Raw genomic sequence first — 15,106 nt, forward strand, 5'->3', positions numbered from 1 at the left:
CCCACGCTCCCCGGGGGCGTTCGGAACGCGTCGACCCAGGAGCCCGAGCGACCTCCTGCGGCGCCGCCGCGGCGAGGTGGCCGCAGGTCAGCTCTGCCGCTTGCCCTGCTTCAGGACCTTGCCGGTCATGTCGGTGACCTGCCCGGCCGGTGGTTCGTCCGCCTCCACCTCGGTACCGAAGTCGGTGAAGTCCATGACCGTGCGCACCGTGACCTTGCCGGGCGCGGACGAGGCCTTGGACGACGACCGCTGCGTTCCCTCCGGGGCCTTGACGGTCATGTCGATCTGCTGACGGCGCATCCGGCCCTCGTCGTCCAGCCAGACGTCCATCGGCAGGGTCGGGCCGACCTGCTTGCGCAGGGTGTCGCCGTTGGGGAGGTCGGCCACGTCGACGGAGACGCGGTAGTGCGTGGTCCGCACGCCGTTGACCGTGGCCTTGCCCTTCTCGGTGACGTCCTTGTCGGTGATCGCCTTGGCATACGCGGCCGACTGGGCCGGATCGCTCATCGACCCGTCACCGGCGCCCTGCTGCGCGGCGACCTTCCCCAGGTCGATCCTGATCCAGGGCTTGCCTCCCGGCGCCTGCCCCTTGGGCAGCTTCTGGTACAGGACCTGATCGATGACCCGTTGCTCGATCTGCTGTCCCTGTACCGTGAGCGTCATGACGCTGTCGCCGTCGTCCAGGTCCACGGCGCCCTGCCCGTCCGCCGTCTGCGAGGCGCCCTGGGCCGAGGTCCGCACCCGCAGTTTCACCTTCGCGGTGTCCTCCTCGGCCGTCCTGTCGTAGGCCGAGCGCACCGCCTGCGTCCCCTCTTCCCGGGCACCGGCGCCGGATTTCGCCGAGGTGCCCTGCGCCCCGTCGCCCGAGTCGTCGTCGCCACAGCCGACCAGCACCGTCCCGGCCAGGACGCCGGCGACACCTAACGCACAGACCCGCCTGCCGTTTCCCGCCCTGCTCATCGAACCAGCTCCCCTCAGGTGTATGAGGCGACCCAAGTGCCCAAGCCGGGCATGAACACACCTGTGGGGCTGAGAAGTCGTCAATGGGCGTAACCGGCTTCCCGGTCAGTGCCGGCGGCCCTTGAGCCTGCCGAGCAGACGCTGGGCCTGGGCCCGCTTGCGGGGGTCGGCCGCGGCCCGGCGTGCCTGTTCGGCGGCCCGCCGCCCCTGCGGGCTCCGGGCGAACTGCTTGAGTCGGTCCAGCATTCCGGCCATGACGCACCTTCCTTCCTGTCGCGATGTCACGTGTCTGCAGTGCGCCTACCCCTTCGGTGAGGTCCTCAGGCACACCTCTGCCCGGACGGTCGGCGACCGAATGTGTTTGCGGCCGGAGTCAGAGGCAAGTCGGTGTCCATGACTGAACAGAACAAGCGCACGAATCAGAAGGCGAGCACCGTTCGGACCGCCGGGTCCAAGGCCCGCAGCACGGCGGACAAGGCCACCGCGCCTGCCTCCCAGGCCGCGAAGGGCGCCGCGGACAAGGCCGGTGAGGCGGCGTCAGCGGCCAAGTCGGGTGCGGAGCGCTCCGCCGAGACGGCCAAGGCGGCCGCCCAGACCGCGGCCAAGGGCGTCGAGGCGGGCCGCCAGGCTGTCGTCACGGCTTCCGGCCACGTCGCCACCACCGCGAAGACGGCCTGGACGGTCATCGCCCACCGCAAGCTCGTGGCCGCGGGCGTCGGCGCGGGCCTCACCGCCCTGAGCGCCGCGTCCTACGCCGTCGGGCGCCGTGCGGAACGCGGCGCGCACGGCCCCCTCACGCGCCTCACCGGCGGGCGGATCTGAGCAGGGCCGGCGCGATGGACGTGCCGGCACCGGGGGAGCAGGCGGCGCGACGCGCCACCGGGTGGTCCGGTGGCCCGTGGCGCCGCCTTCCTCGTGTTCCGGACCGTCCCCTTCCACGTGGCCTGGCGCACATCCGACCCTCGCCGGGGCGTGCCCCTCGCGCCGCCCCGCCGTGACGAGAAAAGATGGGAGCGCACACGAAGGATCAACCCATGTGGAGGAGCGGGCCCATGCAGCACGAGCGAGCGGGAAGTCCGGCCGGACCCGAGGATCTCGTCGACGTCGCTCGGCTGGTCACCGCGTACTACGCGCGCCGCCCCGACCTCGACGACCCGGGCCAGCGCGTCACGTTCGGGACCTCGGGACACCGCGGCTCGTCCCTGGCGAACGCGTTCAACGACGACCACATCGCGGCGACCAGCCAGGCCATCTGCGAGTACCGGGCCGGCCGGGGAATCGACGGCCCCCTCTTCCTGGGCGCCGACACCCACGCCTTGTCCGAGCCCGCGCGCGTCACCGCACTGGAGGTGTTCGCCGCCAACGAGGTGACCGTGCTGATCGACGACGCGGACGGCTACACACCGACCCCGGCCGTCTCGCACGCGATCCTCGCCCACAACCGGGGCCGCACCACCGGTCTCGCCGACGGCGTCGTCGTCACGCCCTCCCACAACCCGCCCGCCGACGGCGGGTTCAAGTACAACCCGCCCAGCGGGGGCCCCGCCGCCTCCGACGCGACCTCCTGGATCCAGGACCGGGCGAACGAGATCATCCGCGGCGGCCTGAAGGACGTACGGCGCGTCTCGTACGCCCGCGCCCTCGCGGCCCCCACCACCGGCCGCTACGACTTCCTCGGCAGTTACGTCGCCGACCTGCCGGACGTCCTCGACCTGGACGCGATCCGTTCGGCCGGGATCCGGATCGGTGCCGATCCGCTCGGCGGCGCGTCGGTCGCCTACTGGGGCCGCATCGCCGAACAGCACGGCCTCGACCTGACCGTGGTCAACCCCCACACCGACCCCACCTGGCGGTTCATGACGCTGGACTGGGACGGCAAGATCCGCATGGACTGCTCGTCGCCGTACGCGATGGCCTCGCTCATCGAGCAGCGCGACCGCTTCCGGATCTCCACCGGCAACGACGCCGACGCCGACCGGCACGGCATCGTCACCCCCGACGCGGGCCTGATGAACCCCAACCACTACCTGGCCGTCGCCATCTCCTACCTCTACGCGCACCGGGACCGCTGGCCGGCCACCACCGGCATCGGCAAGACCCTGGTCTCCTCCGCCATGATCGACCGGGTCGCCGCCGACCTGGGGCGCGAGCTGGTCGAGGTGCCCGTCGGTTTCAAGTGGTTCGTGGACGGACTGGCGGGCGGCACCATCGGCTTCGGCGGGGAGGAGTCCGCCGGCGCGTCCTTCCTGCGCCGGGACGGCTCGGTGTGGACCACGGACAAGGACGGCATCCTCCTCGCGCTGCTCGCCTCCGAGATCACCGCGGTCACCGGGAAGACCCCCTCCGAGCACTACGCGGCACTGACCGCCCGATTCGGCGAACCGGCGTACGCGCGCATCGACGCCCCCGCGACCCGCGAGGAGAAGGCCCTGCTCGCCAAGCTCTCTCCGGCGCAGGTCACCGCCGACAGCCTGGCCGGGGACGCGGTCACCGCGGTGCTCACCGAGGCCCCCGGGAACGGCGCGGCCATCGGCGGCATCAAGGTGACCACGGACAACGCCTGGTTCGCGGCCCGCCCTTCGGGCACCGAGGACGTCTACAAGATCTACGCCGAGTCGTTCCTCGGCCCGGACCACCTCGGCCGGGTCCAGGAGGAGGCCAAGTCCGTGGTGCTGACGGCCCTGTCCGGCTGACCTCGGACATACCACGGCCCGGGCCGTTCTCACGTGGCCCGGGCCGCGGTGCGCTCTCGACAGCGCACGCGGTCGCCGCGGAACCGTACCGGCGCCCCGGGAGCGTTCCGCTCCGCGGTCACCCGGCCGGACCGGCCCGCGCCGGACACTCCACCCGATTGCGGGGCCCGTGTCCCCGACGTGCCCGCGATACAGGACACTGGGTGAAGATCCGACCGGGAAGGACCGACCACGTGATCATCTTCGGCACCAAGGGATATCTCTACCAGCTGGCGATACTGACGCTGGTGTGCGGTCAGTGCGGAAACCCCGCCGCACACACGCTCAGGAAGCGCGTCACGAAGTTCAGCCTGTTCTTCGTCCCGCTGTTCCCCATCTCGACGAAGTACCTGACGCAGTGCACCTTTTGCGGCGCGGAGCAGAAGGTGACCAAGGAGCAGGCGGAGCAGCTGCAGACCCAGAGTACGAACGGCCCGAGCGGCCAGGCGTACGGGCAGCCGCAGCAGCACGACCGGTTCTGATCCCGGCGGCCGGATCGTCCGGGCACGCGCCTCGACGACGGGCACTGATCACATCCGATGTGGCAACCGGAGCATCCCGGGTACTCGGCCTCCGCGGGCCCGGACCTGAGTGGGCCGATGGGCCTCCTGCAGTCGATCAGTGAATACGGAGGCAGTCAGATGAGCACCATCAAGGAAACCGTGGAAGTCGACGTCCCCGTCCACACCGCCTACAACCAGTGGACGCAGTTCGAGGAGTTTCCGAACTTCATGGAGGGCGTCGAGGAGGTCAGGCAGCTGGACGACCGCCACAACCACTGGACCACCAAGATCGGTGGAGTACGGCGCGAATTCGACACCGAGATCGTCGACCAGCTGGCCGACGAGCGGGTCACGTGGCGCACGACCAGCGGAGACACCCACCAGAGGGGCTCCGTCCGCTTCGAGCGTCTCGACGACACCCACACGAGGGTGGAGCTCGTGATGGATGTCGAGCCCAGTGGTGCCGTGGAGAAGGCGGCGGACATGATGGGCACGATCGACCGCCGGGTGAAGGGCGACATGAAGCGCTTCAAGCAGTACATCGAGGAGCGCGGAGTCGAATCCGGCGCGTGGCGCGGTCGCGTCGAGCCGGGCGGCCCCGGCGGCGCCGGTCCCGTCCTCTGACGCCGGCCGCACCCTTCCGCAGCAGCGGCACCCCCGAACCCGGCCTCCACGGTGAGGCCGGGTTCCTCTGTGCCGACATGTCCCCGCCCCGCTCGGTGAGGGCGTGGAGTTTCGGCCAACGTCATGACATGCACCTGTCCATTTCGGTCTCCCGGTGGCACGCTGCCCCCTGATCGTCCGCAGTGACACCCCTGCCTGACCGGGTGGGCGGGCTTCCCGCCGCCCGGCCCCCACAGCAGAAGGAGACCGCGTGATAGGCCGACTCCGCAGCCCGTATCCGTCCGGCGGCAGCACCCGCGTCCGCCGCTCCGTCCTCGGAGCCCTGGCCGGCGTCGCCGCACTCCTGGCGACCGGCGTCACCGCCACACCCGCGAGTGCCGCACCGGACCCCGGCGTGACGACCGCCTCGGCGCAGGAACGCGCCCTGGCCTTCTGGACCCCGCAGCGGATGCGCGAGGCCACCCCGCTCGACCTGCTGACCGTCGACCGCTCCGACGTCAGGACCCCGGCCCTCCGCAAGGGCAAGGCGACGATCGTGGCCCCCAGCGCGCCGGCCTCCGCCGCGGGGCCGATGGCCTTCCCGCACGGCGGCGGACCCTGGTCCGGCGGGGGAGCGGTGACCAAGACCGCGGGACGGGTGTTCTTCAGCTATCAGGGCCGCACCGCGTCCTGCTCCGGCAACGCCGTCACCAGCGCGAACAAGAGCACCGTGATCACCGCCGGTCACTGCGTCAAGCTGGAGGGCGCCTGGCACACCAACTGGGTGTTCGTACCCGGCTACCACGACGGACAGCGCCCGTACGGTACCTGGGCCGCCGCCAAGACCCTGTCCACCCCGCAGTGGACGGCCAGTGAGGACATCAACTACGACATCGGCGCGGCTGTGGTCGCCCCGCTGGACGGGAAGAAGCTGACCGACGTCGTCGGCGGCCAGGGTCTGGCGTTCAACACCGGTTACAACAAGGCCATGTACTCCTTCGGCTTCCCGGCCGCCGCGCCGTACGACGGCGAGAAGTTCATCTACTGCAGCGGCACCACCACCCGCGACTTCCTGCTGTCCAACGACCACGGCCTGACCTGCAACATGACCGGCGGCTCCAGCGGCGGCCCCTGGTTCACGCAGTTCAGCGAGACCACCGGGACCGGCCTGCAGTCCTCGGTGAACAGTTTCAAGTACAACTTCCTGCCGAACGCCATGTACGGCCCGTACTTCGGCGCGGACGCCCAGAACCTGTACCAGAGCGCCCAGTCGTCCTGATCGGGCGCTCCATGGGAGCCGCTCCTCCGTCACCGTCGTGGCGGAGGAGCGGCTCGGATCGTTGCGCCGATAGCCGTCCCACCACTCGTGACCGGGCCGGAAGCCGGGCGGGTGTGACGCACGGAGCACGGGTGGCCGGGATCCCCCGAGGGTGCCCTGGGCAACTCCGGATCATTCTGACGACCGTCCTGCGGACCTGGCCGTCCCTCCGGCTCACCTCCCGGGCGCCACGCCCCCAGGCGGTGGTCACGGTCAAGCCCGACCGGATGGCCACGAGCTTCCACCGGCAGCCGGCCGAGGCCCCGCGGAGCACCGACGGCCCGGCCCGCATCACGACGATTCGGAACCCGGTCCGGACGCCGAGCCCTCAACGCCCACCGGGTGACCCCGCGGCCCGATCGCGCCGGCCGAACGCGGCCAACCTTCCCGCCCCTCCACGGCCGTCTCCTCGGGGGCGGCTGTGCGTCCCTGATCAGCCGCCATCCGCCTCCTCGACCGCCTGGGCACCCCGAAGGTGAAAAACCGGCCGGAGAACGCCCACAGCGGCGATTTTCGTCCACGTGCGGTCATGCACCGCGTGTCATCGGCCCGGCCGGTCCACACTGGAACCCATGCGCGTGGTGATCATGACGGCGGGATCGCGCGGCGACGTCGCGCCCTACACAGGGCTGGGCGCTGGGCTGGCCCGCGGCGGGCACGAGGTCACGCTCGCCACCCACGGCCTGTTCGAACCCCTGGTCGCCGGATCGGGGGTGCGCTTCCACCCGACCCCGGTCGACCCGCACGCCGTGTCCCACTCCGACCGCGGCCGCGATCTCCACGCCGGCACCAGTGGTCTCGGCAAGCTGCTGAGGGCGGTGCCGATGGCCCGGTCCGCGGCCGAGGAGATGACCGACGCCCTGGTCGCGGCGGCCCGCGGCGCGGACATCGTCCTGGCCGCGGGGGCCGTCGCACCGCTGGGCCGCGCCATCGCCGAGGGCCTGAGCTTGCCCAGCCTCGGTCTTTTCCTCCAACCCCAGCACCCGACCCGCGAGTTCGGCGCGCCCATGCTCGGCGGACGCTCGCTCGGCGCGGTGGGCAACCACCTGGGCGGACGCGCCGTGATCTGTGCCGTCGACCGGGTCTTCACCCATGCCGTGCACCGGCTGCGCACCCGGCACGGCATGGCCCTGCGCGGTCCGTCCGCCGGCCGCCGGGCCCACGAGCGAGCCCGCTGGCCCGTGCTGCACGGATTCAGCGAACAGGTGGTGCCCCGCCCGAAGGACTGGCGGCCCGGACTGGAGGTCGCCGGGTACTGGTGGCCGCACGACACCCGCGCACTGCCCGGCGACGTGGAGGAGTTCCTGTCCGCCGGACCCCCACCGGTGTTCGTCGGTCTGGGCAGCGCCACAGTTCCGGATGCCGGGCACCTCAGCGCCGAGATCGTGCGTGCGCTGCGGACGGCGGGCCTGCGCGGCATCATCCAGCAGGGCTGGGCGGGCCTCGCCGCCCGCGGCGACACCGACGTGATCACCGTGGGCGACCTGCCGCACGCGCTGCTGTTTCCCCGTACCGCCGCCGTGGTCCACCACGCCGGAGCCGGCACCACCGCCGCCGTCCTGCGCGCGGGCGTCCCGACGGTTCCGGTACCGGTGCAGTTCGACGGCGGCTTCTGGGCGGCACGCCTGGTCGCCCTGGGGACGGCACCGTGTGCCGTCCCCCTGCGGGGCCTCACCGCAGCCTCACTGGCCTCCGCCCTGCGCCGCGCCACGAGCGATCCTCACCACCGCGTCCACGCCCAGGAGTTGGCGCGCGGTCTGGCCGAAGAGGACGGCGTGGACCCGGTCCTGGCCGCGTTGGACCGCCTCACGTCATGACCCGTCGCCGGCGGGACGGCTCCGCGCGCGGGAAACGCCGGTGCAGGCCGATCGCCAGGGGAGCGGCGGTGAACACCGAGGAGTGCGTCCCCACGACGAGGCCGACGAGCAGCGCCAGGGCGAAGTCCGTGAGCGAGGAACCGCCCAGCACGGTGAGCGCGGTGAGGATGAACGCCGCGCCGATGCCGGTGTTCACCGTACGGGGCAGGGTCTGCAGGATCGCCTGGTCGACGAGGCCGGTGAACGGCGCTCCGGGGCTGCGCCGGACCAGTTCCCTGACACGGTCGAAGAGGACGACGGAGTCGTTCACGGAGTAGCCGATGACGGTGAGCAGGGCTGCCAGGAACATTCCGTCGACGGGCTTGCCGAGCCAGGCGAAGACCCCGAGCAGGATCACCACGTCGTGGACCAGTGCGACGACCGCCGCCGATCCCAGCACCCAGCGGAATCGTGCCGCGAGGTAGACGAACTGCGCCCCGAGGGCCACGGCGAGTGCGATCAGCGCACCTCGGCGCAGCTCCTCGCCGAGGCTGGGACCGATCAGTTCCTCGCGGACCTTGTCCGCCCGGCGGTCGAGGTCACGCAGCGTGCCGGTGACCTCCGCCTCCTCGGCGTCGGTCAGCGGATCGGTACGCACCGTCAGACCCGTGTCGCCCGAGGACTGCACGACCGCCCGGGGGAATCCGGCGTCGGCGAGGGCGGCACGGACCCGGCCGGGGTCGAGGGGACCGCTGGTGCTGTACTCGATGAGGCGGCCCCCGGTGAACTCCACGCCGAGGTCGACTCCGCGTACCGCGATGCCCGAGCCGGCCAGCACGAGCACGGCCGCGGAGGTGGCGAGCCAGCGGCGCGGGCGGCGCATCAGGAGGGGGGCGCGGCGGGTGAGGCGGTCGCGGACCGCGCCGATGCCGGCGATGCCGGTGAGACCGGGGCGGCGGCGTACGCCCGGACGGTTCGCTGCGAACTCGGCCAGCACCCGGCTGACGACCAGAGCGCTGAACATGGAGGCCAGCACGCCGATGCCGAGGGTGACCCCGAAGCCCCGGACCGGCCCGGAGGCGAGGAGGAACAGCAGGGCCGCCGCGATCAGCGTGGTGACGTTGGAATCGGCGATCGCGCTGAAGGCCTTGCGGAAGCCGGCCGTGAGCGCCGAACGGACACTGGGCCGGCGGCGCACCGCGTACTCCTCGCGCGCCCTCTCGAAGACCAGCACGTTGGCGTCCACGGCCATGCCGATGGCCAGCACGAAACCCGCCAGGCCCGGCAGGGTCAGGGTGGCGCCGAGGGCGGCCAGGGCGGCATAGGAGATCAAGCCGTAGCAGGCCAGGGAGAGAACGGCCAGGCCCCCCATGAGCCGGTAGACGGCGATGATGAACAGCGACGTCAGCGCGGTGCCGATGACCGCCGCCCAGGCGCCGGCGGCGATGGCCTGCGCGCCGAGAGTCGGGCCGACGGTGCGCTGCTCGACGGTCTCGACGGGCACGGGCAGGGCCCCGCCGTTGATGAGCAGGGAGAGTTCGCGGGCCTCCCCGGCGCCGAAGGAGCCCGTGATCCGGGTGGCGCCGTCGCGGATGCCGGTCCCGCAGGCGACGGACGGGTCGACCTGCGGGGAGGAGATGACCTTGTCGTCGAGGACGATGGCGACCCGCCGTGCCGGGTCGCCCGGGGCCCGGCACGCGGCCTCGCCGGTCAGGCCGGCCCAGCCGGTCCGGCCGGAGCTCTCGAAGCCGACGGTCACGTGCCATCCGGCGCCGCCCTGCTGGTCGAACCGGGCGGCGGCCTCCTTGACGTCCTCGCCGGTCAGTGAGGTGGGCCCGAGGCGCAGCGGTGTGCCGGACTCGTCGGGCAGGACGCGCTCCCGGGGGCGCTCCGGCAGCTTCCCGGAGGTGGCGGAGGCTTTGTACGCGGTGCCGAGCACGGGGTGGAAGGTGAGCTGCGCCGTGCGGCCCAGGACGTCGGCGGCCTTCTTCGGATCCTGCACACCGGGCAGTTCGACGATGATCCGGTCGTCGCCGGAGCGCAGCAGGGTGGGTTCGGCGACGCCGAGCGCGTCGATGCGGCCGCGCAGCACCTCGAGGGTGCGGTCGGTGGCCGCGCGGTCGGCGCCGGCCGCGGGGGTGGAACGGGTTTCGAGCACGATCTGGGTCCCGCCGCGCAGGTCCAGGCCGAGCCGGACGGGCACGGTGGCGGCGATGTACAGGGACAGGGCGAGCACGGCGAGGGCGAGCAGCGCTCTCACACGCGGGGAACGGTTCAACGGGAGCCTCCGGCAGGCACACCACGGCGGCGGCCGGCGTGGGCCGCTGCGGGGTGTCGGGGTGAAGGGGAAGGGGCGTCAGGTGCCGGAGAACACCGGGGGCGCCCGACCCTGGTCCTGGTCCACGCGTGGCTGTGAGGCGAGCACGCGCAGGGTCCGCCCGGGTGGGCCGGGAAGCGGCGAGGAAGTGGGGCGCGTGCTCCGGTCGCAGGTGCCGGAGTGTCCGCGGGAGGCCGGGGGTTCGCCGTGCGTCTGATCGTGACGGGTGGCTGCCCGGACGACGCGAGCGGCATCGCAGCCGTCGTCGGCGCGCGCCCCCGCGAAACGGAGGTGGTCGGCCGCCGCGGGCGTCCCGTCGTACCGGAGCTGATCCGCCCCCGCGGGCGTCCCGCCGTACCGGAGCTGATCCGCCCCCGCGGGCGTCCCGCCGTACCGGAGGTGGTCGGCCGTCGTGAGGTATCCGGACGCCCCCGTGCCCGGTGCGCCGGGCGGCGGGGTGACGAGGCCGAGGACGGCCAGCACGGCGGTGACGACGACCGCGAGCACCACGGCGGCGGGGGAGCGGGGCCCAGTGGGGGCGACGACGGGCGCCGTGCGCGCGATGGGGTGCACCGTGCCCCTCTCCTCGTGATGGACGGCCCGTGCCGGGACTCGGGTCAGGGCTCGATCAGTCCGGCGCGGATGGCGTAGCGGGTGAGGTCGAGACGGTCCCGCAGGCCGAGTTTCTGCAGCAGGTTGGCCCGATGCCGCTGGACGGTCTTGATGCTGATGAACAGCAGGTCGGCGATCTCCTTGGACGAGTGACCCTCGGCGACCAGTTTGAGGACCTCCTCCTCGCGCGGGGTGAGGATCTGGTCGGGGGTTTCCTGGCCGTTGCGGGCCCGGCCCAGGTAGTTGCGGATCAGGGCGGTGACCGCGCCGGGGTACAGGAAAGGTTCGTCCCGCATCGCGGCCCGGCAGGCGGCGACCAGGTCCCGGTCGGCGACGGACTTCAGCACGTACCCGCTCGCGCCGGCCTTCAGGGCCTGGAAGAAGTACTGCTCGTTGTCGTGCATGGTGAGCATCAGGATGCGCAGGCCCGGTCGGAGGACGGCCAGTTCGCGGGCCGCCTGCAGGCCGGTCAGGCGCGGCATCGCGATGTCGAGTACGGCCAGGTCGACATCACGGGTGCGGGCCAGCTCGATGGCTTCGGCCCCGTCACCGGCCTCGGCGACCACCTCGAGGTCCGGCTGCTGGTCGAGGATCAACCGCACGCCGCGGCGGACCAGGGCGTGGTCGTCGGCGAGCAGGATGCGGATCGTGCTCGGTTTCCTCGGGGCGGGCGTGGTGGTGTCGGGCATGGTCAGGGCTGCTTCCTTGCGACGGGCGCGGTGAGCTGGACGCGGGTGCCGGCCCGGGGCGCCGGGGTGATCTCCAGGGTGCCGCCGACGAGCAGGGCGCGTTCGCGCATGCCCCGGATGCCGGCGCCTTCGCGGGGGGCCTCGATGCCGGTGCCGTCGTCGGTCACCGTCAGCACCACGCCGTCGTCGGCGTGGCGCAGGGAGACGGTGACCCGCCGGGCGTCCGCATGGCGGGCGACGTTGGTCAGCGACTCCTGGGCGACGCGGTAGAGGACCAGCTCCGTCTCCGGCTCCAGGGCGGGCAGATCGGCGTCGAAACGGCGGGTGACCAGCAACCCGGTGTGGGTGGCGAAGTCCTCGCTGAGCGAGGTCAGCGCGCTCACCAGGCCCAGGTCGTCCAGCACGCCCGGCCGCAGACGGCGCACCAGCCGGCGGACCTCGTCCAGGCTCTCCCGGGTGATCTCCTGCAATTCCTGCAGCTCCCCGCGCAGCGGCTCCGGGGCGGCGTCCGCCGAGCGCTTGAGGCCCAGCAGGATCGCGGTCATGCTCTGGCCGACCTCGTCGTGCAGTTCCTGGGCGATGCGGCGGCGTTCCCCCTCCTGGGCCAGCAGGGCCCGGGTGCTGCTGGCGACCCTCTCCTGCTCCAGCCGCTCCAGCATGGCGTTGAACGTACGGATCAGCTCCGCGACCCCGCCGCCGCCCGACGCGGGCAGGCGCTGGCCGGGCCGCAGCAGGTCGACGGTCGTCATCAGCTTGGTGAGCCGGTCCAGGGGAGCCAGGCCCCACCGCAGCAGCGCGGCGTTCGCGACGAGCATGACCGCCAGACCGCCGACCAGGATGACCGCCTCGGTCAGCAGCACCGGCACCGAGACGGTCACCGGAGCCCACAGCAGCAGGGCCGTGGCCGTACCCAGCACCACGGCGTTGAGCGCGAAGATCCGCCAGAACAAGGACACCGTCCCTGTGCCTCCCCTTCTACGGCCTGGGTCTCACCTCCACAGTCGGGCATCGCGGAGCCCACCGCCTTCGCGGCCGGGCGCTGAGCGACCCTGCCGATCAGGCTGCCCCCTCCCCGCTGGCCCCGTCCATGGGCCCTGACCCCCATTTCCCCGGGCACGCCACACCCGGAGCGCGGGCGCATGGGTCTTCCGTCCCGCCGCATTTGGGTCCCGCGCCCGATGGGTATCCGCCGCCGGCCGCGTCAGGGTGGAGAACACAGGACCACCCGACAGCGGACGGGCGGCCCGGCAACGCCGCCGGGCCGCCCGCCGCGCATGACCGACCCGCGCACCCGCGCCGAAAGGGACCGACCATGTCGCTCGATGTCACCCGGGCCGAGCCCCACTCGCACGAGGCCCGCCGGCGTCTGGAACATGCCCGCACCTCCCGGCTGGCCCAGCTGCGCGCCCTCGACGAGAGCGAGCGCGGACCGGACGATCACCTCTTGTCCGCGCAGCGGACCGCGATGCGGCGGGTCCTCGCAGAGATCGAGGAAGCCTTCACCCGCATCGACGACGGCACCTACGGAATCTGTGTGAGCTGCGCGAAGCCCGTGCCCGCCGAACGGCTCGAGATCCTGCCGTACACCCGCCACTGCGTCGCCTGCCGGCGCCGCACGGCCTGAACCCGCCCGTAAACCGACCTCCTACGCCCTGCCGCAAAGGGGTGACGTGGTGAACCACCGGACCATCGACGAGAGCACGACGAACCTGTCGGCCGACGACCTCGCCGCGCTGCGCGAGAACCTCCACGAGCAGCGCCTGTTCCGCCAGGAGCAACTGCGTCTGCTCGCCGGGCCCGTCACCTCCCGGACCGAGGACCGGCTCCGGCAGCGAGCCGCCGCGCAGATCGAGGTCCGCGTCAAACTCGCCGCCTCCGCCCGTATGGTCCTCGCCGATGTCGAGGCAGCCCTCACTCGTCTGGACGAGGGCTCGTACGGCCCCTGCCACCTGTGCCGGCGCCCGATCGAACGGGAACGGCTCATGATCGTGCCGCAGGCCCGCTACTGCGCCCGCTGCCAGCAGGTCAAGGAGGCACAATCATGACCGGCGCCCGCGACCTGTCCGGGGCCGCCGACCGCCACCGGCCGTGGCCCCTGTGCCGGCGCTGCTGCGGCGTCGCGCTGGACATGGGCAGCGCCCGCACCCGCGTGTGGATCGCCGGCAGGGGCACGGTCGTCGACGCACCCACCGTCACCTCCCCCGGCGCCGGCGCGGTGTACCCCGTCCAGCGCGGCACCATCGTCGACACCGCGGGATGTGCCCGGATGCTGGAGCGCCTGCTCGGCCACCGGCTGCCCCGGTTCACCCGCCCCATGGTCATCGTCACCACGCCCGTCCTGGACGGCGTCGCCTACCGCACCGGGGCCCGCGCGGCCGTCGAGGTGCTGCGGCCCCGCAGCGTCCTGACCGTCCCCAGCGCCCGGAGCATCGCTCTGGCCGCCGACGCCGACATGTCGCTGCCGCTGGTGGTGGTGGACGTCGGAGCCCACCTCACCGAGGCGGTGCTGCTGTGCGACGGCGCCGTCACCGACGCGCACCGGACGGCCGTGGGCACCAGCGACCTGGGTGAGACGGCCACGGCCGGGCAGATCGCCGAAGCGGTGGTCGCGATGCTGACCGCGATCCGCCGCGACGACCGCACCCGCCTTGCCGCGGGAGCCCTGCGGCGCGGCATCCTCCTGGCCGGCGGGGGAGCCCTGCGACCCGAGATCACCCACGCCCTCACGACCCGGCTGAAGGCGCCGCTGCGCATCGTTCCGGCGCCGCACACCGCGGCCGTCCGGGGCGCCGCGCAGTTCCTGCAGGCCGCGCACACCCACCCCTCGACCACCGCGCCCCCGCCACCCGTGACCCACCCCCACTAGGCCGCGCACGCCCCCCGACCGGTCGGCATCCCGCACGCCGCGCGTCCACTGCCGAAAGGAGGACCATGCCCGGTCACACCTCCCCACCCGCACCACGGCCGCCGCGGGAGCTGCCCCGGGTCATGTTCTGGCGCCTGCGGCGCAACCCCCTGCGCCGGCGCAGCGACGTGGTCCAGGCGTGGATCGGCCTCGGCCTGACGCTGGTGGTGCTGGCGGCCACCCCCCTCGCCCTCTTCCTCGTCGGCGACGCCGCCCACCGTCACTACGCCCGCGCCGCCGAGCACCAGGCAGCCACCCGCCACCACACCACCGCCGTACTCGTCGAGGACGCCCGTGGCCACCCCGAGCCCGGCTCGGCCGAGGCGAAGCGGACCCTCTACCCGACCAAGGTCCGCTTCACCGACCCCCGCGGACGCACCCACACGGCCTACGCCGATACCCGGCCCGCCCTGCCCAAGGGCAGCACCATCCGCGTGTGGGCCGCCACCGACGGGAAGCTCGTGGGCTCGCCCCTGACCTCCGACCAGGTCCGCAGCCGCGCCATGGGCTACGCCTTGATCGCCGCCCTCGGCGTCCACGCCGCGGCAGCCGTCGCCTACGGCACGGTCCACCGCGTCATCCGGCACCACAACCTGGCGGCTTGGGAATCCGCCTGGGCCACGACAGCCCCTCGCTGGACGACGTCTCCCTAGCCGCACCCGCCGCGCTCA

The 15,106-nt window shown here is 72.9% G+C and carries 16 protein-coding genes; 10 read left to right on the forward strand and 6 right to left on the reverse strand.

Going from position 1 to position 15,106, the window contains the following annotated elements; all coding sequences use genetic code 11:
• Positions 1 to 87: 87 nt before the first annotated feature.
• Together AB0F04_RS37245 and AB0F04_RS37250 are read right to left on the reverse strand one after the other, a co-directional pair.
• Complete coding sequence (locus AB0F04_RS37245) at positions 88 to 960, reverse strand: hypothetical protein (protein WP_362050695.1); 873 nt, start codon at positions 958 to 960, stop codon at positions 88 to 90.
• A 105-nt stretch (positions 961 to 1,065) separates the two neighbouring features.
• Positions 1,066 to 1,215 carry a hypothetical protein gene (locus AB0F04_RS37250; RefSeq protein WP_362050698.1) on the reverse strand — a complete coding sequence of 50 codons (150 nt, stop codon included), beginning with the start codon at positions 1,213 to 1,215 and terminating at the stop codon, positions 1,066 to 1,068.
• A 138-nt stretch (positions 1,216 to 1,353) separates the two neighbouring features.
• On the opposite strand from AB0F04_RS37250, the gene AB0F04_RS37255 reads away from it, so the two are divergent.
• The 6 genes from AB0F04_RS37255 to AB0F04_RS37280 all read left to right on the forward strand — a co-directional run bounded on the left by AB0F04_RS37255 (position 1,354) and on the right by AB0F04_RS37280 (position 7,933).
• Entirely contained in the window at positions 1,354 to 1,782 is a 429-nt protein-coding gene (locus tag AB0F04_RS37255; protein ID WP_362050701.1) for a hypothetical protein, read from the forward strand.
• A 230-nt stretch (positions 1,783 to 2,012) separates the two neighbouring features.
• Positions 2,013 to 3,653 (forward strand): phosphoglucomutase (alpha-D-glucose-1,6-bisphosphate-dependent), encoded by a 1,641-nt coding sequence (gene pgm, locus AB0F04_RS37260; protein WP_362050704.1) that lies wholly within the window; start codon positions 2,013 to 2,015, stop codon positions 3,651 to 3,653.
• A gap of 233 nt (positions 3,654 to 3,886) precedes the next feature.
• Positions 3,887 to 4,174, forward strand: a complete 288-nt coding sequence (locus AB0F04_RS37265) for a zinc-ribbon domain-containing protein (protein ID WP_053669450.1) — start codon at positions 3,887 to 3,889, stop codon at positions 4,172 to 4,174.
• A gap of 159 nt (positions 4,175 to 4,333) precedes the next feature.
• Positions 4,334 to 4,819, forward strand: coding sequence for an SRPBCC family protein (locus AB0F04_RS37270; protein WP_053669491.1), 486 nt, complete (start codon positions 4,334 to 4,336; stop codon positions 4,817 to 4,819).
• Positions 4,820 to 5,069: 250 nt separating this feature from the next.
• Positions 5,070 to 6,077 carry a peptidase gene (locus AB0F04_RS37275; RefSeq protein ID WP_362050707.1) on the forward strand — a complete coding sequence of 336 codons (1,008 nt, stop codon included), beginning with the start codon at positions 5,070 to 5,072 and terminating at the stop codon, positions 6,075 to 6,077.
• A gap of 611 nt (positions 6,078 to 6,688) precedes the next feature.
• Positions 6,689 to 7,933 (forward strand): glycosyltransferase, encoded by a 1,245-nt coding sequence (locus AB0F04_RS37280; protein WP_362050710.1) that lies wholly within the window; start codon positions 6,689 to 6,691, stop codon positions 7,931 to 7,933.
• Here AB0F04_RS37280 and secD read toward each other — a convergent pair.
• The 4 genes from secD to AB0F04_RS37300 form a co-directional block, all read right to left on the reverse strand.
• Positions 7,923 to 10,190 (reverse strand): protein translocase subunit SecD, encoded by a 2,268-nt coding sequence (secD, locus tag AB0F04_RS37285; RefSeq protein WP_362050713.1) that lies wholly within the window; start codon positions 10,188 to 10,190, stop codon positions 7,923 to 7,925. The two genes, AB0F04_RS37280 and secD, sit on opposite strands and share 11 nt — an antisense overlap.
• Positions 10,191 to 10,268: 78 nt before the next feature.
• Entirely contained in the window at positions 10,269 to 10,802 is a 534-nt protein-coding gene (locus AB0F04_RS37290; RefSeq protein WP_362050716.1) for a hypothetical protein, read from the reverse strand.
• A 44-nt stretch (positions 10,803 to 10,846) separates the two neighbouring features.
• Positions 10,847 to 11,530, reverse strand: coding sequence for a response regulator transcription factor (locus tag AB0F04_RS37295; RefSeq protein WP_362050718.1), 684 nt, complete (start codon positions 11,528 to 11,530; stop codon positions 10,847 to 10,849).
• A 2-nt stretch (positions 11,531 to 11,532) separates the two neighbouring features.
• Positions 11,533 to 12,486 (reverse strand): HAMP domain-containing sensor histidine kinase, encoded by a 954-nt coding sequence (locus AB0F04_RS37300; protein ID WP_362050721.1) that lies wholly within the window; start codon positions 12,484 to 12,486, stop codon positions 11,533 to 11,535.
• Positions 12,487 to 12,842: 356 nt separating this feature from the next.
• Here AB0F04_RS37300 and AB0F04_RS37305 point away from each other — a divergent pair, with 356 nt between their 5' ends.
• From AB0F04_RS37305 to AB0F04_RS37320, 4 genes are all read left to right on the forward strand, one after another.
• Positions 12,843 to 13,154 carry a TraR/DksA C4-type zinc finger protein gene (locus tag AB0F04_RS37305; protein ID WP_362050724.1) on the forward strand — a complete coding sequence of 104 codons (312 nt, stop codon included), beginning with the start codon at positions 12,843 to 12,845 and terminating at the stop codon, positions 13,152 to 13,154.
• Between the two features lie 46 nt (positions 13,155 to 13,200).
• Positions 13,201 to 13,575 (forward strand): TraR/DksA C4-type zinc finger protein, encoded by a 375-nt coding sequence (locus AB0F04_RS37310; protein WP_362050727.1) that lies wholly within the window; start codon positions 13,201 to 13,203, stop codon positions 13,573 to 13,575.
• Entirely contained in the window at positions 13,572 to 14,396 is an 825-nt protein-coding gene (locus AB0F04_RS37315; protein WP_362050730.1) for a rod shape-determining protein, read from the forward strand. Before AB0F04_RS37310 ends, AB0F04_RS37315 begins: the two co-directional genes overlap by 4 nt.
• Before the next feature lie 65 nt (positions 14,397 to 14,461).
• Complete coding sequence (locus AB0F04_RS37320) at positions 14,462 to 15,088, forward strand: hypothetical protein (RefSeq protein WP_362050733.1); 627 nt, start codon at positions 14,462 to 14,464, stop codon at positions 15,086 to 15,088.
• The last annotated feature ends 18 nt before the right edge of the window (positions 15,089 to 15,106 follow it).

This window comes from Streptomyces sp. NPDC029041 (assembly GCF_040637515.1).
In the GTDB taxonomy this organism is placed as follows: domain Bacteria; phylum Actinomycetota; class Actinomycetes; order Streptomycetales; family Streptomycetaceae; genus Streptomyces.